This is a genomic window from Citreimonas salinaria (assembly GCF_900107235.1).
GTDB lineage: Bacteria > Pseudomonadota > Alphaproteobacteria > Rhodobacterales > Rhodobacteraceae > Citreimonas > Citreimonas salinaria.
The window spans coordinates 235,470-256,631 of sequence record NZ_FNPF01000001.1 but is presented as its reverse complement, the minus strand read 5'-3'; the positions used below and the strand labels follow the sequence as shown (position 1 = coordinate 256,631).

24 protein-coding genes are annotated in these 21,162 nt (G+C 68.3%); 15 read left to right on the top strand and 9 right to left on the bottom strand.

The features are described 5' to 3' along the window. Positions 1-24: 24 nt before the first annotated feature. Together BLW27_RS01210 and BLW27_RS01205 are read right to left on the bottom strand one after the other, a co-directional pair. Positions 25-2,541, bottom strand: a complete 2,517-nt coding sequence (locus BLW27_RS01210; RefSeq protein ID WP_089877974.1) for an ABC transporter permease — start codon at positions 2,539-2,541, stop codon at positions 25-27. Further along, positions 2,538-3,233, bottom strand: a complete 696-nt coding sequence (locus BLW27_RS01205) for an ABC transporter ATP-binding protein (protein ID WP_089877972.1) — start codon at positions 3,231-3,233, stop codon at positions 2,538-2,540. The genes BLW27_RS01210 and BLW27_RS01205 overlap by 4 nt, the downstream gene beginning before the upstream one ends. A gap of 18 nt (positions 3,234-3,251) precedes the next feature. Between BLW27_RS01205 and BLW27_RS01200 the strand changes: the two genes are divergently transcribed. Further along, entirely contained in the window at positions 3,252-3,944 is a 693-nt protein-coding gene (locus BLW27_RS01200) for an arylesterase (RefSeq protein WP_089877969.1), read from the top strand. 24 nt (positions 3,945-3,968) lie between these two features. Here BLW27_RS01200 and BLW27_RS01195 read toward each other — a convergent pair whose 3' ends face one another. The 5 genes from BLW27_RS01195 to BLW27_RS01175 all read right to left on the bottom strand — a co-directional run bounded on the left by BLW27_RS01195 (position 3,969) and on the right by BLW27_RS01175 (position 7,318). Further along, positions 3,969-5,129, bottom strand: a complete 1,161-nt coding sequence (locus BLW27_RS01195) for a geranylgeranyl reductase family protein (RefSeq protein WP_089877966.1) — start codon at positions 5,127-5,129, stop codon at positions 3,969-3,971. Then, positions 5,126-5,674 (bottom strand): L,D-transpeptidase, encoded by a 549-nt coding sequence (locus BLW27_RS01190; RefSeq protein WP_089877964.1) that lies wholly within the window; start codon positions 5,672-5,674, stop codon positions 5,126-5,128. The genes BLW27_RS01195 and BLW27_RS01190 overlap by 4 nt, the downstream gene beginning before the upstream one ends. A gap of 110 nt (positions 5,675-5,784) precedes the next feature. Further along, a complete protein-coding gene (locus tag BLW27_RS01185) occupies positions 5,785-6,438 on the bottom strand; it encodes a MotE family protein (protein ID WP_089877961.1) in 654 nt (217 codons plus the stop codon). Beyond that, positions 6,438-6,797, bottom strand: a complete 360-nt coding sequence (locus BLW27_RS01180) for a hypothetical protein (RefSeq protein WP_089877958.1) — start codon at positions 6,795-6,797, stop codon at positions 6,438-6,440. The genes BLW27_RS01185 and BLW27_RS01180 overlap by 1 nt, the downstream gene beginning before the upstream one ends. Positions 6,798-6,808: 11 nt before the next feature. Next, the gene (locus tag BLW27_RS01175) at positions 6,809-7,318 is read right to left on the bottom strand and encodes a flagellar basal body-associated FliL family protein (protein ID WP_089877955.1); all 510 of its coding nucleotides are present in this window, start codon (positions 7,316-7,318) and stop codon (positions 6,809-6,811) included. A gap of 118 nt (positions 7,319-7,436) precedes the next feature. Between BLW27_RS01175 and fliF the strand changes: the two genes are divergently transcribed. From fliF to BLW27_RS01150, 5 genes are read left to right on the top strand one after another with little or no spacing between them, the layout of a single operon-like run. Continuing rightward, a complete protein-coding gene (gene fliF / locus BLW27_RS01170) occupies positions 7,437-9,050 on the top strand; it encodes a flagellar basal-body MS-ring/collar protein FliF (RefSeq protein WP_089877952.1) in 1,614 nt (537 codons plus the stop codon). Beyond that, complete coding sequence (locus BLW27_RS01165; protein WP_089877950.1) at positions 9,047-9,652, top strand: FliH/SctL family protein; 606 nt, start codon at positions 9,047-9,049, stop codon at positions 9,650-9,652. Before fliF ends, BLW27_RS01165 begins: the two co-directional genes overlap by 4 nt. Next, the gene (locus BLW27_RS01160) at positions 9,645-9,932 is read left to right on the top strand and encodes a FliM/FliN family flagellar motor switch protein (RefSeq protein WP_089877948.1); all 288 of its coding nucleotides are present in this window, start codon (positions 9,645-9,647) and stop codon (positions 9,930-9,932) included. Before BLW27_RS01165 ends, BLW27_RS01160 begins: the two co-directional genes overlap by 8 nt. Before the next feature lies 1 nt (position 9,933). Continuing rightward, positions 9,934-10,656, top strand: coding sequence for a flagellar type III secretion system pore protein FliP (gene fliP / locus BLW27_RS01155; protein WP_089877945.1), 723 nt, complete (start codon positions 9,934-9,936; stop codon positions 10,654-10,656). A gap of 48 nt (positions 10,657-10,704) precedes the next feature. After that, entirely contained in the window at positions 10,705-11,925 is a 1,221-nt protein-coding gene (locus tag BLW27_RS01150; protein WP_089877942.1) for an MFS transporter, read from the top strand. 6 nt (positions 11,926-11,931) lie between these two features. On the opposite strand, the gene trhO is transcribed toward BLW27_RS01150, so the two are convergent. Continuing rightward, complete coding sequence (gene trhO, locus BLW27_RS01145; protein ID WP_089878699.1) at positions 11,932-12,852, bottom strand: oxygen-dependent tRNA uridine(34) hydroxylase TrhO; 921 nt, start codon at positions 12,850-12,852, stop codon at positions 11,932-11,934. Positions 12,853-12,956: 104 nt separating this feature from the next. Here trhO and pncA point away from each other — a divergent pair, with 104 nt between their 5' ends. The 6 genes from pncA (at position 12,957) to BLW27_RS01115 (ending at position 18,313) form a co-directional block, all read left to right on the top strand. After that, on the top strand, positions 12,957-13,550 hold the full coding sequence (pncA, locus tag BLW27_RS01140; protein WP_089877939.1) for a bifunctional nicotinamidase/pyrazinamidase: 594 nt from the start codon (positions 12,957-12,959) through the stop codon (positions 13,548-13,550). Then, entirely contained in the window at positions 13,547-14,284 is a 738-nt protein-coding gene (locus tag BLW27_RS01135; RefSeq protein WP_177177793.1) for a YkgJ family cysteine cluster protein, read from the top strand. Before pncA ends, BLW27_RS01135 begins: the two co-directional genes overlap by 4 nt. 49 nt (positions 14,285-14,333) lie before the next feature. After that, entirely contained in the window at positions 14,334-15,626 is a 1,293-nt protein-coding gene (gene pncB / locus BLW27_RS01130; RefSeq protein ID WP_089877934.1) for a nicotinate phosphoribosyltransferase, read from the top strand. 97 nt (positions 15,627-15,723) lie between these two features. After that, complete coding sequence (gene hisC / locus BLW27_RS01125; RefSeq protein WP_089877931.1) at positions 15,724-16,809, top strand: histidinol-phosphate transaminase; 1,086 nt, start codon at positions 15,724-15,726, stop codon at positions 16,807-16,809. After that, positions 16,806-17,720 (top strand): prephenate/arogenate dehydrogenase family protein, encoded by a 915-nt coding sequence (locus BLW27_RS01120; protein WP_089877928.1) that lies wholly within the window; start codon positions 16,806-16,808, stop codon positions 17,718-17,720. Before hisC ends, BLW27_RS01120 begins: the two co-directional genes overlap by 4 nt. Continuing rightward, the gene (locus tag BLW27_RS01115; protein ID WP_089877927.1) at positions 17,717-18,313 is read left to right on the top strand and encodes an extensin-like domain-containing protein; all 597 of its coding nucleotides are present in this window, start codon (positions 17,717-17,719) and stop codon (positions 18,311-18,313) included. The genes BLW27_RS01120 and BLW27_RS01115 overlap by 4 nt, the downstream gene beginning before the upstream one ends. 324 nt (positions 18,314-18,637) lie before the next feature. On the opposite strand, the gene BLW27_RS01110 is transcribed toward BLW27_RS01115, so the two are convergent. Continuing rightward, entirely contained in the window at positions 18,638-19,204 is a 567-nt protein-coding gene (locus BLW27_RS01110; RefSeq protein WP_089877924.1) for a TlpA disulfide reductase family protein, read from the bottom strand. Between the two features lie 22 nt (positions 19,205-19,226). Between BLW27_RS01110 and argH the strand changes: the two genes are divergently transcribed. The 3 genes from argH to BLW27_RS01100 are packed head-to-tail and all read left to right on the top strand — an operon-like array spanning position 19,227 to position 21,094. Next, positions 19,227-20,618: an argininosuccinate lyase gene (argH, locus tag BLW27_RS01105; RefSeq protein ID WP_089877921.1), complete on the top strand. Its 1,392-nt coding sequence runs from the start codon at positions 19,227-19,229 to the stop codon at positions 20,616-20,618. Further along, positions 20,615-20,785 (top strand): hypothetical protein, encoded by a 171-nt coding sequence (locus tag BLW27_RS21100; RefSeq protein WP_177177792.1) that lies wholly within the window; start codon positions 20,615-20,617, stop codon positions 20,783-20,785. The genes argH and BLW27_RS21100 overlap by 4 nt, the downstream gene beginning before the upstream one ends. After that, positions 20,786-21,094, top strand: a complete 309-nt coding sequence (locus BLW27_RS01100) for a DUF2834 domain-containing protein (protein WP_089877918.1) — start codon at positions 20,786-20,788, stop codon at positions 21,092-21,094. Positions 21,095-21,162 lie beyond the last annotated feature (68 nt).

Below are 21,162 nucleotides of genomic sequence, written 5' to 3'. Positions count from 1 at the left end.
CCCCTTTTTGGCACGTGCGGGCGATCATTCGCGCGCCCTCAGGACCCGCGCCGGCCGCGCCGCCAGCGGCCGCCAGGCGAAGGCCAGCCCCGACAGCAGGGTCGCCGCCACACCCCCCGCGATGATTCCCAGCGCGGGCAGCCACATCACGGTGTAGGACGTCTCCATCACGAAGGTGGACACCGCCCAGCCGCCGGCGATCCCCGCCGCCAGCGCCACGATCGCCGCCGCGCCGCCCAGCAGCGCCGCCCGCAGCGCGAAGCTGACCAGGATCCGCCCGCGCGAGGCACCCAGCGTCTTCAGGACCGCCGCCTCGTAGGTGCGCGCGCCCTCGCCGGCCGCCGAGGCGCCGATGATCACCAGAAAGCCGGTCAGCAGCGTGGCGGCCGCCCCCCAACGCACCGCCTCGCCGATCCCGGCCAGCAAGTCGCTGACCCGGTCGATGGCGTCTCGGACGTTGATCGCGGTGATGTTGGGATAGGCGTCGGCGAGGTCGCGCAGGATCTGCGCCTCGGCCTGCTGCTCGGCATAGACCGTGGCGATGAAGGTGTGCGGCGCGCCTTCCAGCGCGGACGGCGACATCGTCATGACGAAGCCGATCCCCGCGTTCGAGAAATCGACCGCGCGGAACGACGTGATCTCGGCCGTGATGTCGCGCCCCAGGATATTCACCGTCAGCGTGTCGCCCAGTTGCAGGCCGATCTCCTCGGCCTCTTCCGCGGCGAAGCTGATCTGCGGCGGCCCGTCGTAATCCTCGGGCCACCATTCGCCCGCGGTGACGGTGGTGCGATCGTCGGGGCGGGCCGAGTAGGTCACGCCGCGATCACCCTCGATCACCCAGTGGCCCGGGGCCACGTCGCGCGCGGGGCGGTCGTTGATGCGGGTTATGATGCCGCGCAGCATCGGCGCGGTGTCGACGCGGCTGACCGCCGGGTCGTCGTTCAGCCGCGCGCGGAAGCCGTCGATCTGGTCGGGCTGGATGTCGACGAAGAAGTAGCTGGGCGCAATCTCGGGCAGGTCGCGCTGGATCGCGTTGCGCAGGTTGCCGTCGATCTGGCCGATGGCGGCCAGCACCGAAAGACCAAGCCCCAGCGAAAGGACCACGGCGCCGGCGCCTTCGCCGGGTCCGCCAATGGCGCCCAGCGCCCAACGCAGCGCGGGACGGCCGCGCGCAGCGGGTGCCGCCCAGCGCGCCAGCCAGCGGATGCCGCCCGCCGCCAGCGCCAGAAGCACCAGCGCACCAAGGATGCCACCGGCGGTCCAAAGCGTGAGGAGAGGGCTGCCCGAGAACAGGCCGGCAAGCCCCACAAGCAGGGCCAGCAGCAGCGCCGTCGCCACCACGTAGCGCCGTGCGGGCCACGCGGCCGCGCCCGCCAGCGCGTCGCGGAACAGGGTCGCCGCACGCACCTGCTCGGCCCGTGCCAGCGGCCACAGCGTGAAGATCAAGGCTGTCAGGATGCCGTAAAGCGCGGCCTCAAGAAGCGGCGTGGGGTGCAGCGTGAACAGCGCCGGCACCGGCAGCGCCTGCGCGATGACCGGGCCCAGCGCGAGCGGCACCAGCGCGCCCAGAACCAGACCGATGCCGATGCCCAGCACCGCCAGTGCGCCGATCTGCATGAAGTAGCTGGCGAAAATCACCCGCCGCGTGGCACCGAGCGTGCGCAAGGTGGCGATCACCGGATTCTTGCGAACAAGGTAGGCCCGAACGGCCGAGGACACGCCGATGCCGCCGACCGCCAGCCCGGACAGGCCGACGAGAACAAGGAACGCGCCCAGCCGGTCGACGAAACGCGCCACGCCCGGCGCACCGTTGCGTGCGTCACGCCAGCTCAGCCCGGTCGCCTCGAACCGGGCCAGGGCGTCTTCGCGCACCGCGTCCAGATCGGCGCCGGGCGGCAGAAGCAGGCGGTATTCCGTGTCAAAGAGCGACCCCTCGGCCAGCAGGCCCGAGCCCTCGAGCGCGTCGGTCCGCACGATGGTCCGTGGACCAAGGCTGAAGCCCTGGCCGACATCATCCGGTTCGCGTGCCAGCCGGGCGCGCAGCGTGAACTCCTGTTCGCCCAGCCGGAACGTTTCGCCGGGCGACAGGCCCAGCCTGTCGGCAAGCACCGGGGCCATGACGGCTCCACGATCCGCCAGCGCGTCGTCCAGCGGCATTGCGGGGTCCAGCACCACCTCGCCCAGCAGTGGGTAGGCGTCGTCCACCGACTTCACCTGCGTCAATGCACGCTCGGTCCCATCCTCGCGGTCGACGGTTGCCATCGATCGGAAGTCAGTGATCTCGGACACCTCGGCGGCCACCGTTTCCATCCACGCGCGCTCGGCCTCGCTGGCGAAGCGGTAGGTGAATTCGACTTGCGCATCCCCGCCCAGCAGCACCGCGCCCTGATCCGCCAGCCCGGCCTGGATCGCCGAGCGGACCGATCCCACCCCGGCGATCGCCGCCACGCCCAGCGCGAGACAGGCCAGGAAGATCCGGAACCCCTTAAGACCGCCGCGCAGTTCCCGGCGGGCGATGCGGGCTGCGACGCCCAAGCTCATTCCGCGGCGCGCCGCGCGTCGGCTTCGGCGATCCGCCCGTCGGCCAGCGGCACGACGCGGTCGCAGCGGTCGGCCAGTTCGGGCGCATGCGTCACCATCACCAGGGTCGAGCCCCGGTCGCGCGCCATGCCGAACAGAAGCTCGACGATCGAAGCGCCGGTCGCCGCGTCCAGGTTGCCGGTGGGCTCGTCCGCCAGCAGAATGGCCGGGCGCGGCGCCAGTGCGCGGGCCAGCGCCACGCGCTGCTGCTCGCCGCCCGACAACTGGCTGGGGTAGTGCTCGGCCCGGTGCTTCAGCCCGACGGCGTCAAGCTCGACCGCGGCGCGGTCGAAGGCGTCGCGGTGCCCGGCCAGTTCCAGCGGGGTGGCGACGTTTTCCAGCGCCGTCATCGTGGGAATCAGGTGAAAGGACTGGAACACCACGCCCATGTTGTCGCGCCGGAACAGCGCAAGCGCGTCCTCGTCCAGCGCCGTCAGGTCGCGGCCCAGCGCGATGACCTTCCCCGACGTGGCGCGCTCCAGCCCGCCCATGATCATCAGCAGCGACGACTTGCCAGAACCCGACGGCCCGACCAGGCCCACCGCCTCGCCCTGCCGCACGGTCAGGTCGATGCCGTGCAGGATTTCCACCGGGCCGGCATTGCCGTCCAGCCGCAAGGTCACATCTTCGAGGGTAAGAACGGAATCGGACATATTGGAAGGGGTCCTGCCATGACGGGTCTGGTGACATATGGGCTGCGCGCCTTCGGCCTCAAGGCCGCGCTTGTGCTGGCGGGCTTGGCGTCCGCCCCGGCGCAGGCGCAGCAGACCGACATCCTGGCGCTGGGCGACAGCCTGACGCAGGGATACGGGCTGATCGAGCAGGAGGGTTTCGTGCCGCAACTGCGGGAATGGCTGGCCGAGCGCGGCCATGACGTGCGGGTCGTCAACGCAGGCGTGTCGGGCGATACCACGGCCGGCGGGCTCAGCCGGGTCGAGTGGTCTCTGACCCCCGAGATCGACGCGATGATCGTCGCGCTGGGCGGCAACGACCTGCTGCGCGGCATCGCGCCCGAGGTTGCGCGCGCGAATCTCGACGGGATCCTCCAGGTCGCGGCCGAGCGAGACCTCGCGGTGCTGCTGATCGGCCTGACGGCGCCGGGGAACTACGGTGCCGCGTACAAGCGCGACTTCGACGCGATGTATCCCGAATTGGCCGAGGAATACGACGCGGTCTATCTCGACGACTTCTTCGCGGGCCTGCGTGGGCCCGACGGAGGGATGCCCGACGCCGCGCGGTTCATGCAGCCCGACGGCATACACCCGGACGCGACCGGGGTCGCGCGGATCGTCGAGACGGTGGGCCCAAAGGTCGAAGAGCTGATCGAACGCGCGGACACGCAGGCAGGGTCGGACGGCGGCTAGGCGGCCTTTGCCCGATCGACCGGGTCAAACGCCGCGAATCGCCCGCATCACGAAGCCGGGTAGGCGCAGCGCCATGCGCCGCATGATCGGCCCGTAATCCGTCTGCCCGTCCAGCATCGCCAGGTACTCGCGGCGCAAGCTGCGCGAGTCCCGGAAACTTCGGATGAAGGCGGGGCGCAGGCTTTCGCTAAAGAGGATCGGGCGCAGGCGGGCCGCGTGGCGCAACGCCGTGTGAATTGGCGCGATGCGCTTGCGGTATAGCGGCAAGGCGCTGTCGGGGTCGTTGGCGGCCAGCGCGTCAGTGCAGGCACGCGCGGCCTCAGCGCCGCTGAGCATGGCATGCGCGATGCCTTCGCCGGTGAGGGGGTCGACCAGCCCTGCGGCGTCGCCGGCCAGCAGCACCCGCCCCCGGCCCGGCACCGCGCGGAAGGCGCCGAACGGCAGGAACTGGCCTTTCACGGGTAGGGACTCGTGAATGCCGAGCGTGTCGAGGTAGCGGCGCAATGCACCTTTCATGTCGGCATTGCGGCTGAGCACGCCACCGACTCCGATCGTGAGGCCGGCGGGCTTGGGGAACTGCCAGCCGTAGCCCCACTCCGCGGCGCCGAAATCGATGCGGAGCGCGCGCTCGGGAGCGCGATCCGGAAGCTCGACCTCAAGGGCGAAGCCGATGGTCCGGCGGTCGAAGGGGGTGCCGAAGAGGTGCCGGGCGGTCGGGCTGTTGACGCCGTCGGCCGCGATGATCAGCGGCGCCCGCAACTGGCCTGCCTCAATCGTGACGGTGCCGGTATCGACGTCTAGCGTGCATGTCCGTCCGGTGAAATCCACCGCTCCGGCGCACAGCGCATGCTCGACCAGCGCGTGATCGAAGCTGCATCGCATACCGAGATGGACCGGCGGTGCGTCCCGGTCTGTTCCCAGATCCTCGCCGAAGGCATGGAAGGCGATTGCGTCGCGCCGCTCCAGCGGAACGGGTGGCACGGCCTGACCGAAGATTTCGCGGTAAAGTCGCATGCTGCGACCCGTCAGTCCGCCGCCGCACAGCTTGTCCCGCGGAAAGTGCCGCGGGTCGACCAGAGCGACCGAAAGGCCTGCGCCTGCGGATGTCACAGCGGCGGCGGCACCGGCCGGGCCCGCGCCGAGCACGATCAGGTCGAAGTTGCGGTGGCGCGGACGGTGGCTCACAGCACCGTGACGGTGGCTCCGATCGGCACCCGCGCGTACAGGTCCTTCACGTGCTCGTTCAGCATGCGGATGCAGCCGTTCGAAACGGATTGGCCGATGGTCTGGGGCGCGGTGGTGCCGTGGATGCGATAGAACGTGTCGCGTCCGTTCTGGAACAGGTACAAGGCGCGGGCCCCAAGCGGATTGGTCGGCCCGCCGGGCTGAACGTAATCGTTGTCGATGAATTCCTGATAGAGGTGCGGATCGCGATCGATCATCTCGTTCGTCGGCCGCCAGGTCGGCCACTCCTTCTTGGCGCCGATGCGGGCGGTGCCGGTGAATGCAAGGCCCGCCTTGCCGACGCCTACTCCATATCGAATTGCCTGGCCCGGGGTTTCGATGAAGTAAAGAAAGTGCGCGCGGGGCAGTATGATGATCTGTCCCGCTTCAAGATCCTGACGGATCGACACCGATTGCGGCCGAAGCGGCGGCTCGAGTTCGAAAGCGGCGGCCGGGGCGGCGGCCAAGGCAGCGGCGGATGCCAGGAAAAGGCGGCGCGTGTGCATGGGCCGTTCCTCCGTCAATTGAGTGGTAGGCAGCGTTGATGTCCAAACCGCATGATGCTGGCCTGCGTGTACGGTTTTCAATTTAAGCCCCGGGGCGCGCTGCGCAACCATCAGCGGGTCGGGGCTTCGGCATTTCGGCCGGCGACGATCACGCTGATCGTATAGGCCACGCGCGGGGGAAGCCCGGCAAGAATCGCCGCCGCAGCCTCGGGGCGCATGCGGCCCAGGAAACCGGCGGCGAATTCCGGGTCCATTTCGGTGAACAGAGCGGCCGCTTCTCTGGGCTTCATGCGGGCATAGACGTCGGTCAGCTGCACGATGTCCGTCTCGGCCGCCTTGCTGGAGAGGGTCATGGTCTCTTTGAGGCGCGCTTCGGCGGCTTCGAGCGCGGCAAGCTTTTCCTCGATCTCGGATTCTGCCACCGACAGGGCCTGCATGCGCATGTCGAGCGCGGTTTCGCGCGTCTTGAGCCGGGCTTCGCGCTCATCGAGCGCGGCGAGCAGCGGGGCGATATCGGCTTCGGCGATCCGCTCGATCCTGACGGCGGGGTCGGATCCGCTCGCCGCGTCGGCGGCGTCTGTTTCGGCCTCTTGTGCTCTCAGTCCGGGCAGCTCCAGCGCCACGGCGTCGCCTGCGCCATTCAGCCCGCGCAGAATCGCGGAGGCGATCAGCAGCCCACCGATCGTTGCCAGTGCGCCGCGCGTGCGCCGCCGTGCGGGCGTCCTGCGCTGCGCTGCCGGGGCGCTTTTTGAACGGGCCGCCATTAGAACCCTCCGGCGCGCGAGTGCCTCAGAAAGACGGTATCCTTGGGTTCCGCCTCGGGCGTGGGCTCTGCGTCCTTGGGCAGATCGTGCATCGACGCGACCAGAAGTTCCAGCCGGCGGGCCGCGCCCTCGGCCCGCTCTGTCAGCGCGGTCAGCGACTCGGCGGAATCGCCGGCGGACTTGCGTGCGCTGGACACCGTCCGGGACAGATCGTCGATCTGGGCCGACAGCACGGCGACTGCGCCGCCGACGCCGGTTTCTAGGTCAGTAAAGCGCGTCAGGCGACGCGACAGCACGAAACAATAGAAACCCGCGCCCAAGGCGCCGGCGACAAGCAGGATGTCTGCGATCAGGTCCATTTCCACCCCTCTCAGTTGACGATGAATTCCAGCACCAGCAGGTCACGCACGTGATCGTCGCCGGCGACCAGCTTTACCCGCCGCAATAGCTGCGACCTCAGCCGAATGAGGGCGCCCGGCGCCTCGAAATCGGTGGGTTCCAGCGCGCGCAGATAGCTGTTGAGCACGTCCTGCACGCGCGGCACGATCGCGGTGACGGCGGTTGCGTGCTGTGCCGGAACCTCCAGGCTGGTGCGGAATCGCAGGGTTCGCCCGTCCGCGGTCGGGCCTAGGCTGATGACGATCGGCGGTACCTCGACGAATCCCACATCGCCCAGCGGCGTGGGGTCGTGATAGACACTGTCCTTGCCCTCCTCCGTCGCGTGCGCCTTGTCGGCGCCGCCGAACAGGCCAAGCGGGTTCATCTGCACGACGAAGAACCCGCCGGCGCCGCCGAGAACGGCCAGCACCGCGCCGATGATCAGCGGCATCTTCGAGGATTTCTTCCCCTCGACAGGGGCGTCGACCGTAGCGTCCGCCATGTCCAACCTCTTCTGTGGTTCGAGGGTTAGATAGACGCAAAGGGGCTAACCGATTGTTAAGGCGCGTGGGCTTATCTGGCCTCAACCCGAACAGAACGTTTGGAGTGGAGGTCGACTCTTGCAGCAGCTCATGACTGTCTGGAACTCGCTTGGCATCCGTCAGCGCATCATCGTCGCAGGGGCGTCGCTGGCGGTCATGCTTGCCGTTCTGGGGCTGGCGCGAATGGCGTCTGCCCCGAACATGGCGTTGCTTTACGCCGGGCTCGAAACCAGCGCGGCGGGCGATGTCGTCCAGGCACTCGAATCGCGAGGCATGGCGTACGAGATTCGCGGCGGCTCGATCTTCGTGCCGGAACCGGAACGCGACGCGCTGCGCCTGACGCTCGCGAGCGAAGGCCTGCCGGCGAACGGGAACCAAGGCTACGAACTGCTCGACGGGCTGTCTGGCTTCGGCACGACCTCGCAGATGTTCGACGCGGCCTATTGGCGCGCGAAAGAGGGTGAGCTTGCGCGCACCATCGTCGCCAACCCGGCGATCGCCACCGCGCGCGTGCACATCGCCAACAGCAGCGCGAATCCCTTCCAGCGTGACGTGACGCCGACGGCGTCGATCTCTGTCACCACCACCGGCGCTGTGCTTTCGCCGCCTCAGGCCCGCGCGATCCGGTACCTCGTCGCGTCGGCCGTGCCGGGAATGGACGCCGAGAGCGTTGCGGTGATCGATGGCAAGGGCGGCCTGATCGGGGTCGAGGCCGAAGGCGGCGGCACGCTGAGTGCGGATGATCGCGCCTCGTCGATGCGCGACCGCGTCCAGCGCCTGATGGAGGCGCGCGTCGGCGTCGGAAACGCGGTGGTCGAGGTCAGCGTCGACACCGTGACTGAGACGGAATCGATCCTTGAGCGGCGTTTCGACCCGGATGGCCGCGTTGCGATCTCGACCGACACCGAAGAACGCACCGACCAGTCGCAAGAGGCCGGAGCCGGCGACGTCACGGTCGCGTCGAACCTGCCCGACGGCGAGGCGAACGCCGAGGGTGGAAGCTCGACCTCGCAGGCCAGCGAAACGCGCGAACGGGTCAATTACGAGGTCTCAGAAACCACGCGTGAAGTCACGCGCGCGCCCGGCGCCATCCGCCGCCTGACGGTCGCGGTTCTGGTCAACGGAACCTATGCGCCCGGTGCCGACGGCGCGCAACAATTCCAGCCGCTGCCCGAGCCGGAGATGCAGGCGTTGCGTGCGCTGGTCGAATCGGCGGTCGGTTACGACGAGGCGCGCGGCGACCAGATCACGCTGCGGTCGCTTCCCTTCGAGCGCCCTGAGGGGCTTGGCACGGGCCCGATCGAGCCGGGCTTGTTCACGGGCAGCATCGACATGATGCGCCTGGCGCAGATGGCCATTCTCGCGCTCGTCGCGCTGCTGCTCGGCCTTTTCGTGGTTCGCCCCGTCCTGGCACGCGGCGCGGCACGGGCCTCGGCCGGCGCGTTGCCCGCGCCCGAGGATGACTATGGCGATGCCAGCGGCGTGCTGGATGGCGACGCGCAGTTCGAGACTCTGCCGGCGCTGGCCGGAGGCCCGGATTTCGGGGGGATGGGCATGGTCGACTTCGACATGGACGACGAGCCGGTCAGCGCGGACCCGGTCGAGCGACTGCGCAACCTCATCGAGGAACGCAAGACCGAATCGGTCGAGATCCTGCGCAGCTGGCTGGATGAGAAGGAAGAGGCGAAATGATCGGGCTTTGCGACTACCTCGACGATTTCGGCGAGCCGGTACGTGACGCCGAGCACGCTGCGCCCGCCCCCGACCCGGCAGAGATCGAGGCGCGCAGGCTCGAGGCGTTCGAGGAGGGGTACCGCGCCGGCTGGGACGACTCGGTCAAGGCGCAGGCGGACGATTCGGCGCGGCTGACCAGCACCTTCGCGCAACACTTGGGCGACCTGTCTTTCACCTACCAAGAGGCCTACACGGCCATCATGGGCGCGATCGGCCCGCTGCTCGACGAGATGATCGCCAAGCTGCTGCCCGAAATCGCGCGTCAAGGCCTGGGCGTCCACATCACGGAGCAGCTCGAGTCGCTCGCCCGGGAGATCGGCCGCCGCGATGTGGTGATCGCAGTCGCGCCGGGCCGAAGGGACGCAGTCGCGCCGCTGATCGAGGGCGATTTCGCCTTTCCCGTCGACATTGTCGAGGACGACACGCTGGGCGCCGACCAGGCCGACATCCGCTTTGGTGAGACCGAGCGCCAGATCGACCTGGGCGACATGCTGACTGCCTTCGCCACGATGGTCGAAGGCTTCTCGCACGAGAACGGAAGGAAGATCGTCAATGGATGACGCGCAGACCACCACCCGCACCGACGGCGGCAACCTTTTCACCTCGGTTCCGATCGAGATCACCGTCTCGATCGGCCGCGCCCGCCCGTCGGTGCGCGAATTACTGCAATTGTCGAAGGGCAGCGTGCTGTCACTGGACAAGATGCTCGAGGATCCGGTCGAGCTGTATGTCGGGGACCGGCTGATCGGGATCGGCGTGCTCGAGGTCGTCGACGGGCAGGGGCAGGGCCAGCTTGCGGTGCGCGTGACCGAAGTGGTCGACATGCAGTCACAGTCGTAACATGCGGCTTTGGGGGCTTGCCGCGCTGCTGCTGGTGATGCCGGCGGTGGCGCAAGCGCAATCGCTGTCGATCGACCTGGGCGAGGGCGGCTCGATCACGGCCACATCGATCCAGCTGATCGCGCTTATCACGCTGCTCAGCCTCGCGCCGGGCATCGCGATCATGATTACCTGCTTTCCGTTCATCGTGACGGTGCTGGCGATCCTGCGCCAAGCGGTGGGCCTGCAGCAATCGCCGCCCAACATGCTGATCGTCAGCCTTGCGCTGTTTCTGACCTACTTCGTGATGGAGCCGGTCTTCACCGAGGCTTGGGAGGTCGGCATCGAGCCGCTGGTCGAGGAACAGATCGACATCACCGAGGCGTTCAACCGTGCGATCGTGCCGTTTCGCCAGTTCATGGCCGGCCGAATGGACGCCGAGACCTTTGCGGCCATGGCCGAGTTGCGGCCAGACGGAGACGGCATGGCGTTGTCGCCCGACGCGCCGCTGTCGGTGCTGGTGCCGAGCTTCATGCTGTCCGAGGTCGCGCGCGCCTTCCAGGTCGGCTTCCTGATCTTCCTGCCCTTCCTGATCATCGACCTGGTGGTGGCGGCGGTACTCATGTCGATGGGCATGATGATGGTTCCGCCGGCGATCGTGTCGCTGCCCTTCAAGCTGGCGTTCTTCGTGATCGCGGACGGCTGGGCGTTGCTGGCCGGGTCCCTGGTGAAGGGTTACTTCTAGGCGCTTTGCGGCTGGGCAAGGTCGGGACGCGCGCCTAGGCTTGGCCGCATGACGCCCGACCTCGTCCTCGACAGCCGGTATTCCTGGCTCCGCGTCGGCCTTGCGCTGCTGATCGCGGTGGCGGGCAATGTCGGCATGTGGGTCGTAACGGTCGTGCTGCCGGAGCTGCAGGCCGAGTTCGGCCTGTCACGCGGCCTGTCCTCGCTGCCATACGCCGCCACGATGATCGGGTTCGCCACCGGCAACCTTGGTTTCGGTCGGCTGTCGGACAGGTTGGGCATCACCAAGACGCTTAGCCTGGCCGCCATCCTGGTCGCGGCGGGCTATGCGCTGGCGGCCGTCGCGCCGTCGATCGCGGTCCTGTGCGCGCTGCAACTGGCGATCGGTTTCGGGACCGCCGCCAGCTTCGGACCGCTGATCGCCGATACGTCACAGTGGTTCCTGCGCCGGCGCGGACTTGCGGTGGCCATCACGGCCTCGGGCAATTACCTGTCGGGCGCGGTCTGGCCACCGCTGCTGGCGTGGCTGGGTGACGGCGCGGGCTGGCGTTGGGTCTACGGCGCGCTGGCGGTCATGACGCTGGTGGTGATCCTGCCGCTGGCGCAGACGCTGCGCCCGAAGGTCCCGGAGAGCGCGCGTCTCGCCGCCGAGACGGCCGCCACCTCGCGCACCCGCGCGACCGGCCTGAGCCCGCAGGCGCTGCAATGGCTGCTGGGACTGGCCGGCATCGGCTGCTGCGTCGCCATGTCGATGCCGCAGGTGCACATCGTCGCGTTGTGCGTCGACTTGGGCTTCGGCGCGATCGTGGGCGGTCAGATGCTGTCGCTGATGCTGATGGGTGGCGTGGCCTCGCGCCTGGTGTCGGGCGTCTTGGCCGACCGGCTGGGCGGCGTGCCCACGCTGCTGATCGGGTCGGGCCTTCAGGCGATCGCTTTGCTTCTTTACCTGCCGGCGGGCGACCTGGTGTCGCTCTACACCGTCAGCCTGGTCTTTGGGCTGAGTCAGGGTGGCATCGTGCCGTCCTACGCGGTGATCGTGCGCGAATACATGCCCGCGCGAGAGGCCGGCAACCGCGTCGGCTTCGTCATGATGATGACGATTCTCGGCATGGCGCTGGGCGGGTGGCTTTCGGGCGCGATCTACGACTGGAGCGGCAGCTACGCCCTGGCCTTCGTGAACGGCTTCGCGTGGAACGCGGTCAACATCGCGATCATGCTGGGCATCCTCCTGCGCGGCCGCGGTGCGAGGCGCGCGATCCAGACCATCTGAGCGAGGTCAGAAGTCGTCGGGCACGTCCGCGTGCAGGTGTCGCTCGCCGCGGGCGCGGGCGAGCGCGATCTGGCGCTGGCGCTCGCGGAAACGCGCCTTGTCGTCGGCCGAGGTCTCGTGCGCGCAATAATGGCACGACACGCCGGGTTCGTATTCCGGACGGTCACGGTCTTCGGGAAGGATGGGGCGGCGGCAGGCGTGGCACAGGTCGTGCGGTCCTTCGCGCAGGCCATGTTCCACGGACACGCGCCCGTCGAAGACGAAACACGATCCGCGCCACTCGCTGTCCTCCTCTGGCACCTCCTCGAGGTATTTCAGGATGCCGCCCTTGAGGTGGAAGACCTCCTCGACGCCCTGTCCCAGTAGGTAGTTCGTGGACTTTTCGCAGCGAATGCCGCCGGTGCAGAACATCGCGATCCGCTTGTTGTGGAAGCGATCCTTGTTGGCCTGCCACCACGCGGGAAAGTCGCGGAAGCTGTCGGTGCCGGGGTCGACCGCACCGTTGAACGTGCCGATGGCGGTCTCGTAGGTGTTGCGGGTGTCGATTACAGCCACGTCGGGGTTGCGGATCAGGGCGTTCCAGTCGCCCGGGTCGACGTGGTGCCCGACGCGGGCCAGCGGATCGACGTCCGGCTGGCCCATGGTGACGATCTCGCGCTTCACGCGCACCTTCATGCGGGCGAAGGGGCGTTCGGACGCGGTGGACAGCTTCCACTCGATATCGGCGCAGCCGGGCAGGGCGCGGATATGTGCCAGCACCGCGTCGATCCCTCCGCGCGGGCCGGCGATGGTGCCGTTGATGCCTTCGCGGGCCAGCAGCAGCGTGCCGGTGATCTTCTGCGCACGGCACAGGTCCAGCAGCGGCGCGCGAAGGGCGTCCGGGTCGGGAAAACGGGAGAAGTGGTAGAGCGCGCAGACTGTCAGCATGGCGGGGAAATAGGCGCGCCACGGCGCCGTGCGCAAGGGGGCGCGGCCTTGACCGGCCGCGCAGCCGGCCCTACCCCGAAAGGTGCGAGGCAGGGAGGCATGCCATGGAAGCGCTGATCGTGATCGACGTCCAGAACGATTTCTGCCCGGGCGGCGCGCTGGCCGTGCCCGAGGGCGACGCCGTCGTGGCGCCGATCAACGCGCTGATGCGCGACTTCGGCGCGATCATCCTGACGCAGGACTGGCACCCGGCCGAACATTCGTCCTTCGCCTCGCAGCACGCCGGGCGGGCGCCGATGGAGACGGTCGAGATGCCTTACGGCCAGCAGGTGCTGTGGCCAGATCACTGCATCCAGGGCTCGCCCGGCGCCGCGTTCCACCCCGAACTCGAAACCACGCGCGCCGACCTGATCATCCGCAAGGGGTTCCGGCGCGGGATCGACAGCTACTCGGCCTTCTTCGAGAACGACCACGAAACGCCGACCGGGCTCGAAGGCTATCTGCGCACGCGGGGGATCGACCGACTGACGATGGTCGGGCTGGCGCTGGATTTCTGCGTCAACTTCTCGGCCGTGGACGCGGCCAGGCTGGGCTTCGACGTGACCGTGCGCGAGGGCCTGTGCCGGGGCATCGACGTCGATGGCTCGGTCCGCGCGGCGCGCGACGGCATGACGCAGGCCGGGGTCCTGCTGACGTGAGCCAAGCCAGGGGCGACCTGCGCAACCGGTTGGCGAAGGCCAGAACGCAGGCCGCGGCCGGCGCTGCCGACCGGGCACGGCGCGGCCTGACCGCCTTCGCCGAGGCGAGCGCGGCGCGCGGCGTGTCCACGACCGAGATCGTCGCCGCATTGGCGGACGGAACGGCGGCGGTCCAGCTGGGGCGCGTGGGCTTGAGTGGGGCGCCTTTCCCCGCGGGGCTGGACTGCGCGCGCGGCTGCGCCTTCTGCTGCATCCTGGGCGGCGCAGATGGCGGCACGATCACCGAGGCCGAGGCCCGCGCGCTTCATGCCGCGCTGGCGCCGCTGGCCGGCAGGCCTGACGGCCGCGACTGGCATCCGGACGCCTGCGCCGCGCTGGACCCGGAAACCCGCGCATGCCGTGCCTATGACGCGCGGCCGATGATCTGCCGGTCCTACGTCTCGACCGACGTTTCAGCCTGCGAGTCCGTGGCCGGGGGCACGGCGAAGCCCGGGCCCGGCACGCTCGGGCCGTATCACGACTATCTGGCCGCCATCGGCCTTGGCCGCGCTGCGCTGAAGGGCACGCGGCGCGTGACGACCTACGCGCTGGCGCGGGTTGCGGCGGCGGCGGTCGAGGGCCGGTCGCCGGACGACACGCTGTCCGAGGCGCGCCACAAGCCCTCCGAACTCGACGCGGAACTGAAGCGCTCGCGCCGCGACGCGGGCGGTGCGCGTCCCGCGGGCTTGCCCTGACAGCGGCCGCTTGCTCTAAGCGACACGACGAACCCGTCCGGAGGGCCCCATGGTCGATATCGCGACCCGCGTCTGGAACCACAAGTGGAAGATCGACCCGATCGTTCGGTCGCTGATCGACACGGATTTCTATAAGCTGCTGATGTGCCAGTCGGTGTTCCGCAACCGTCCGGACACGCATGTCACCTTCAGCCTGATCAACCGCTCCGACAACGTGCCGCTGGCCCGGCTGATCGACGAGGGCGAGCTGCGCGAACAGCTGGACCACATCCGAAGCCTGTCGCTGACGCGTGGAGAATCGACCTGGCTGCGCGGCAACACCTTCTACGGCAAGCGGCAGATGTTCCGACCGGATTTCATGGGGTGGTTCGAGGGACTGCGCCTGCCGCCCTACCACCTCGAACGCGTGGGCGATCAGTACGAGCTGACCTTCGAAGGCGCCTGGCCCGAGGTCATGCTGTGGGAAATCCCAGCGCTGGCGGTCCTGATGGAGCTGCGCGGCCGCGCGGTCCTGAACAGGATGGGGCGGTTCGAACTTCAGGTGCTGTATGCCCGCGCGATGACGAAGCTGTGGGAAAAGGTCGAACGCCTTCGCACCGAGTCCGGCATCCGCATCGCCGATTTCGGCACGCGGCGGCGGCACAGTTTCCTGTGGCAAGACTGGTGCGTGCAGGCGATGCTGGAAGGGCTGGGCAGCAGCTTCGTGGGCACCTCGAACTGTCTGATCGCCAAGAACCGCGATCTCGAGGCGATCGGCACCAATGCGCACGAACTGCCCATGGTCTATGCCGCGCTGGCCCAAGACGATGCCGAGCTTGCCCGCGCACCCTACGATGTGCTGGCCGACTGGCAGGACGAGCATTCCGGAAACCTGCGCATCATCCTGCCCGACACCTACGGGACCGAGGGCTTCCTGGCCCGCGCCCCCGACTGGCTGGCCGGCTGGACCGGCATCCGCATCGACAGTGGCGATCCGGTCGCAGGCGCCGAGACGGCGATCCGCTGGTGGCAGGAGCGCGGCGAGGACCCCAAGACCAAGCTGGTGATCTTCTCGGACGGGCTGGACGAGGATCGCATCCTGCAGCTTTATCGCCAGTTCGCCGGGCGCGTGCGCGTGTCCTTCGGCTGGGGCACGCTGCTAACCAACGATTTCCGCGGTCTGGTCGACGGCGACCGCCTCGCGCCGTTCAGCCTCGTGTGCAAGGCGATCGCCGCGGACGGGCGCCCGACGGTGAAGCTTTCGGACAATCCGAACAAGGCGATGGGTCCGGTCGACGAGATCGCGCGCTACAAGCAGGTGTTCGGCGTCGGCGCCCAGACCGCGATCGACATCGAGGTCTGAAACCACGGCGCGGGGCCAATGCGCCGTGTCCGATTTGCCGTCTTTTCACGAACATCCCGGCCTAGTATGGACGGTTCGGTCGCAACAGAGGTGCCGCATGTCCCAGATCGAACCCCAGCCAGGGATCATGAAGATCGCGCTGTACGAAGGCGGCAAGAGCCAGGTCGAAGGCATCTCGAACGTCGTCAAGCTCAGCGCGAACGAAAACCCATTCGGTCCCAGCCAGGCGGCACAGGAGGCGGTCAAGCGCACCCTGCACGAGATGCACCGCTACCCCTCGACCGACCATGCCGCGCTGCGCCAGGCGATCGCCGAGGTCCACGGCCTCGACGAGCAGCGCATCCTGTGCACCGTCGGCAGCGGCGAGGCGCTCACGCTGCTGTGCCAAGCCTATGCCGGCCCCGGCTCGGAAGTGATCCACACCGAGCACGGCTTCGCGCTCTACAAGATCTACGCGCTGGCCTCGGGTGCGACGCCGGTCGAGGTTCCCGAGCGCGAGCGTGTCACGGATGTCGATGCGATCCTGAACGCCTGCACCGACGCCACGCGGCTGGTGTTCATCGCCAACCCCAACAACCCGACCGGCACGATGATCGGCATGGCCGAAATCGAGCGTCTGGCCGCCGGTCTGCCCGAGCGCGCGCTGCTGGTGCTGGATGGGGCCTATGCGGAATATGTCGACGGGTACGATGGCGGAGCGAAGCTTGTCGAGGCACGCGACAACGTGGTGATGACGCGCACCCTGTCCAAGCTCTACGGCCTCGGAGGCATGCGCGTCGGCTGGAGCTACGCGCCCAAGCCCGTGATCGACGTGCTGAACCGCATCCGCGGGCCGTTCAACCTGTCCTCGGCCGCGCTCGCGGCGGCCGAGGCGGCGATCAACGACACCGCCTATGTCGAGAAATCCCGTAACGAGAACGCGCGCCTGCGCGCTTGGCTCTCCGGGGCGCTGGCCGAACATGGCGTGCCCTGCGACACGTCGATGGCGAACTTCGTGCTGGCGCGCTTCGCCGACGCGGCCGAGGCCGACGCCTGCGACGCCTGGCTGCAAAGCCAGGGCCTGATCGTGCGCCGCGTGGCGGGATACAAGCTGCCCAACGCGCTGCGCATCACGGTCGGCGACGAACCGTCGTGCCGCCGCGTCGCCCATTGCATCGGCCAGTTCAAGGCAGGCGCCCGATGAGCTATCCGCGCGTCGCGCTGATCGGCCTGGGCCTTATCGCGTCGTCCATGTTCTGGGCGATGCGCCGGGCCGGGCTTGCGGGCGACGTGGCGGGCTACGCGCGCTCGGCCGAGACGCGCGAGACGGCGCGCCGCATCGGGCTGTGCGACACCGTCTGCGACAGCGCGGCCGAGGCGGTGGCCGGCGCCGACCTGGTGGTGCTGGCGACTCCGGTCGGCGTGATGGGCCAGGTCGCCGCCGAGATCGCGCCGCATCTGAAGTCGGGTGCCACGGTGATTGACGTCGGTTCGGTCAAGGGCACGGTGATCAGCGACGTGTCGCCGCACATTCCCGCAGGTGTGCACTTCATCCCGTGTCACCCCATGGCGGGGACCGAGCATTCCGGCCCCGAGGCGGGCTTTTCCACTCTGTTCGACAACCGCTGGTGCCTGATCGTGCCGCCCGCCGACGCGGACGAGGCCGCGGTCGAGCGGCTCGAATCCTACTGGCACGCGCTTGGCGCCAACACCGAGCGCATGGATGCCGAGCATCACGACCTGGTCTGCGCCGTGGTCAGCCACATCCCGCACCTAATCGCCTACACGATGGTCGGCGTCGCCGACGACCTGCGCCGCGTGTCCGACCAGGAGGTCATCAAGTTCTCGGCCGCCGGCTTTCGCGACTTCACGCGCATTGCGGCCAGTGATCCGACCATGTGGCGCGACGTGTTCCTGACCAACAAGGACGCAACGATTGAGATGCTGGGTCGCTTCACCGAAGAATTGTTCGCCCTGCAACGCGCGATCCGCACCGGCGACGGCGAGCAGCTTCACGCCTATTTCACCCGCACGCGTGCGATACGGCGTGGCATCCTGCAGGCCGGTCAGGACACCGACAAGCCCGATTTCGGACGCGCGAAGGTCGAACGATGAGATTTCTTTCGATTGCGGCCTGTGCCGCGCTGCTTGCGGGCTGTGGCGATGACGACGCGTCGGATGGACGCGGGGGCCTGTGCGGCGATCCGCGCCTAAAGGGCGAGGTCGTGGGGAGGGTGCCCGGCGAACTGCCAGCCTGCGGCATCGACGACGCGGTGCGGCTGACATCGGTTTCGGGCGTGACGCTGAGCCAGGGGGCGCTGGTCGACTGCCCGACGGCGCGGCGCTTTGCCGACTGGGTCGATCGCGGCGCCAAGCCTGCGATCGGCAATCACGGTGGCGGCATCGAAAGCCTACAAATCGCGGCGCATTATGTCTGCAGGTCGCGCAATCATCTTGTCGGCGCGCCGGTCAGCGAACACGGAAAGGGCAAGGCGATCGACATCTCGGGCATCACCCTTGCCGATGGCGAGTCGATGACCGTGCTGAACGATTGGGGCCGTGGCCGGCACGGCCGTTCGCTGGCCCGGATGCATGGGGCGGCCTGCGGACCTTTCGGAACCGTGCTCGGCCCGGGAAGCGACGCCCTGCACCGCGACCATTTTCATTTCGACACCGCGCGCCACGGCAATGGCGCCTATTGCCGCTGAGCCGGTCGGGTCAACCACGATTCGTCGCAGATCGGCGGGGGCTTGGTGATGCCCATTTCAGCGCTTTTGGAAACAAAACGCCGGCCAAGCGCCTATTGCCGAGTGGCCGCCGCAATTAGATACGATTGTGGCGATTATCATTGCCCCGCGCCGCGGTTTCGCCCAGATTGGTCATAACAGCGGCGCCAACCGGGCCGCCGCGAACCGAATACTCTCTCACTCTCTCGGCACCCACGGGTGCAACGCTCTCGGCATCTTCGGATGCACGAGGAACGGGGCGGCTTCTCACCGCCCCGTTTCGCATTTTAGGCATTATCTTGTTCGTCAGCTGTTGCCGCTAAGGCCGGTCAGCGCGCGAATCATCTCGCGGGCGCTGTCGGAATCCCACTCGGCATCGCCGCGCAGGCGCGCGATCTCCTGCCCCTCGGGGTTCAGGATCACGGTGACCGGCAGGCCGAGCACGCCCATCTCGCGCGCAAGGGTCGAGCCTTCGTCGCGGTGCAGCGGCAGGTGCTGAACGCCGATCTCTTCGAAGAACGCCTGCATCGCCTGCGGCGGGTTACGCGTGGTGGCGATGGTCACGACCTCGAATTCCTCGCCGCCGAATTCGTCCTGCAGCGCGTCGAGCATCGGCATCTCCTTGCGGCAGGGCGCGCACCATGTGGCCCAGAAGTTCACCACCGTCCACTTGCCCTGCCAGTCCGCCAGGTTCAGTGGCTCGCCCTCGAATGTGGTGAAATCGGACGTGCCGGCGGGCTGCGGTTCCTCATGGAAGACCAGTTTCTTCATGCTGCCGGACAGCGCGTCCCGCGCGGCCTCAATGTCGGCCGCGGCCGGGTTTGCAAGCATGATCGCCGCGGTATAGAGCAGCGCGAGACCTGTCCGTTTCATCGTCCCTCCGAAGGAATTACCCATGTCCAGCTCTTCCTCGAACCAGATGTGGGGCGGTCGCTTCGCCGACGCGCCGGATGCGATCATGGAGGCGATCAACGCCTCGATCGGCTTCGACAAACGGCTCGCGGCGCAGGACATCGCCGGGTCGAGGGCCCATGCCGCGATGCTCGCGGCACAAGGCATCGTGACAGATAGCGACGCGAGCGCGATCCGGGAAGGCCTGCTCACGGTGCTGTCAGAGATCGAGGGCGGAACGTTCCAGTTCTCGACCGCACTGGAAGACATCCACATGAACGTCGAGGCGCGCCTGAAAGAGGTCATAGGCGATCCGGCGGGCCGTCTGCACACGGGCCGGTCGCGCAACGACCAGGTGGCGACGGATTTCCGGCTCTGGGTACGCGATCAGCTCGACGCCGCTGATGCTGGCCTGACGGCGCTTATGCGCGCGCTGGTCGCGCAGGCCGAGGCGGGCGCCGACTGGGTCATGCCGGGCTTCACCCACCTGCAGACTGCGCAGCCGGTCACCTGGGGGCACCACATGCTGGCCTATGTCGAGATGTTCGGCCGCGACCGCGACCGCGTGCGCGACGCGCGCAAGCGGATGAACGAAAGCCCGCTGGGGGCCGCCGCGCTGGCCGGCACCGGATTTCCGATCGACCGGCACATGACCGCCGAGGCGCTGGGCTTCGACCGCCCGATGGCCAACAGCCTCGACGCCGTGTCGGCGCGGGATTTCGCGCTGGAATTCCTGAGCGTCGCCTCGATCAGTGCGATGCACCTCAGCCGCCTCGCCGAGGAGCTGGTGATCTGGTCGAGCGCGCAGTTCCGGTTCGTCACGCTGTCGGACAAGTTCAGCACCGGATCGTCCATCATGCCGCAGAAGAAGAACCCCGACGCGGCCGAGCTGATCCGCGCCAAGATCGGACGCATCTTCGGCGCCAACGTGGCGCTGATGATGGTGATGAAGGGCCTGCCGCTGGCCTATTCCAAGGACATGCAGGAGGACAAGGAACAGGTCTTCGACGCCGCCGACAATTGGCTGCTGGCGCTCGCCGCGATGGAGGGCATGGCCGGCGACATGAAGGCAAATGTCCCGGCGCTGGAATCCGCCGCAGCACACGGGTTTTCGACCGCGACCGACCTTGCCGATTGGCTGGTGCGCGAAACCGGGCTACCGTTCCGCGATGCGCACCACGTGACCGGCACGCTGGTCGCCAGGGCCGAGGCGAAGGGCTGCGACTTGCCCGACCTAACCCTCGAGGAGATGAAGGCCGTGCACGAAGCCATCGACGAAACCGTGTTCGACGTGCTGGGGGTCCACAACTCGGTCGCCTCGCGCACCAGCTTCGGCGGCACCGCGCCTGCGCGCGTGCGCGAGCAGGTCGCTAGCTGGAAGGAGGCGCTGGCATGAGGCCGCTCCTGATCCTCGCGCTGCTTGCGCTGGCGGCCTGCGGCGCCGACGGAGAGCCGATCCGCCCCGAGGCAAGCTCGACCGTGACGCTCAGCAACAAGGGCGTCGGCATGTCAACCGCGGTGCGGGTCCGCCAGGGGCCGTTCACGCTGGGCGTGGCGCTGTAGATGCTGCGCTGGCTGTGGCTGGCGCTGGCAGTATGGGGGGCGGTGCATCCTATGTACTGGTTCGCGACCTATCTGTCCGCCAGCGGCTGGAGCCTGTCCGCCCTGATCGACGCATGGTATGTAAACGCCAGCACCACCGGCCTGGTCTGGGACCTGACCATCGCCGCGATCACCCTGACGATCTGGATCGTGGCCGAGACGGTCCGCCGCAAGCACTGGCGCGGGTTGCTGGCGATCCCGGCGATCTACTGCATCGGCGTCAGCTGCGGCCTGCCGCTGTACCTGTTCCTGCGATCCCGCCCCTCCTGACCCGCGACCGCGTGGCGCTGGAAACCGCGCCGCCGCTGCGGTAAGCGGGCCCAGCCCCTGCGACGCGG

Coding starts and splice junctions, on each gene's coding strand:
- BLW27_RS01175 (WP_089877955.1), bottom strand. CDS start 7,318: ATGGCGGACGCTACGGTCGACGCCCCTGTCGAGGGGAAGAAATCCTCG.
- BLW27_RS01110 (WP_089877924.1), bottom strand. CDS start 19,204: ATGAAACGGACAGGTCTCGCGCTGCTCTATACCGCGGCGATCATGCTT.
- trhO (WP_089878699.1), bottom strand. CDS start 12,852: ATGCTGACAGTCTGCGCGCTCTACCACTTCTCCCGTTTTCCCGACCCG.
- BLW27_RS01160 (WP_089877948.1), top strand. CDS start 9,645: ATGGATGACGCGCAGACCACCACCCGCACCGACGGCGGCAACCTTTTC.
- BLW27_RS21100 (WP_177177792.1), top strand. CDS start 20,615: ATGAGGCCGCTCCTGATCCTCGCGCTGCTTGCGCTGGCGGCCTGCGGC.
- fliP (WP_089877945.1), top strand. CDS start 9,934: ATGCGGCTTTGGGGGCTTGCCGCGCTGCTGCTGGTGATGCCGGCGGTG.
- hisC (WP_089877931.1), top strand. CDS start 15,724: ATGTCCCAGATCGAACCCCAGCCAGGGATCATGAAGATCGCGCTGTAC.
- BLW27_RS01115 (WP_089877927.1), top strand. CDS start 17,717: ATGAGATTTCTTTCGATTGCGGCCTGTGCCGCGCTGCTTGCGGGCTGT.
- BLW27_RS01205 (WP_089877972.1), bottom strand. CDS start 3,233: ATGTCCGATTCCGTTCTTACCCTCGAAGATGTGACCTTGCGGCTGGAC.
- BLW27_RS01180 (WP_089877958.1), bottom strand. CDS start 6,797: ATGGACCTGATCGCAGACATCCTGCTTGTCGCCGGCGCCTTGGGCGCG.
- argH (WP_089877921.1), top strand. CDS start 19,227: ATGTCCAGCTCTTCCTCGAACCAGATGTGGGGCGGTCGCTTCGCCGAC.
- pncB (WP_089877934.1), top strand. CDS start 14,334: ATGGTCGATATCGCGACCCGCGTCTGGAACCACAAGTGGAAGATCGAC.
- pncA (WP_089877939.1), top strand. CDS start 12,957: ATGGAAGCGCTGATCGTGATCGACGTCCAGAACGATTTCTGCCCGGGC.
- BLW27_RS01190 (WP_089877964.1), bottom strand. CDS start 5,674: ATGCACACGCGCCGCCTTTTCCTGGCATCCGCCGCTGCCTTGGCCGCC.
- BLW27_RS01100 (WP_089877918.1), top strand. CDS start 20,786: ATGCTGCGCTGGCTGTGGCTGGCGCTGGCAGTATGGGGGGCGGTGCAT.
- BLW27_RS01150 (WP_089877942.1), top strand. CDS start 10,705: ATGACGCCCGACCTCGTCCTCGACAGCCGGTATTCCTGGCTCCGCGTC.
- BLW27_RS01200 (WP_089877969.1), top strand. CDS start 3,252: ATGACGGGTCTGGTGACATATGGGCTGCGCGCCTTCGGCCTCAAGGCC.
- BLW27_RS01210 (WP_089877974.1), bottom strand. CDS start 2,541: ATGAGCTTGGGCGTCGCAGCCCGCATCGCCCGCCGGGAACTGCGCGGC.
- BLW27_RS01120 (WP_089877928.1), top strand. CDS start 16,806: ATGAGCTATCCGCGCGTCGCGCTGATCGGCCTGGGCCTTATCGCGTCG.
- BLW27_RS01165 (WP_089877950.1), top strand. CDS start 9,047: ATGATCGGGCTTTGCGACTACCTCGACGATTTCGGCGAGCCGGTACGT.
- BLW27_RS01185 (WP_089877961.1), bottom strand. CDS start 6,438: ATGGCGGCCCGTTCAAAAAGCGCCCCGGCAGCGCAGCGCAGGACGCCC.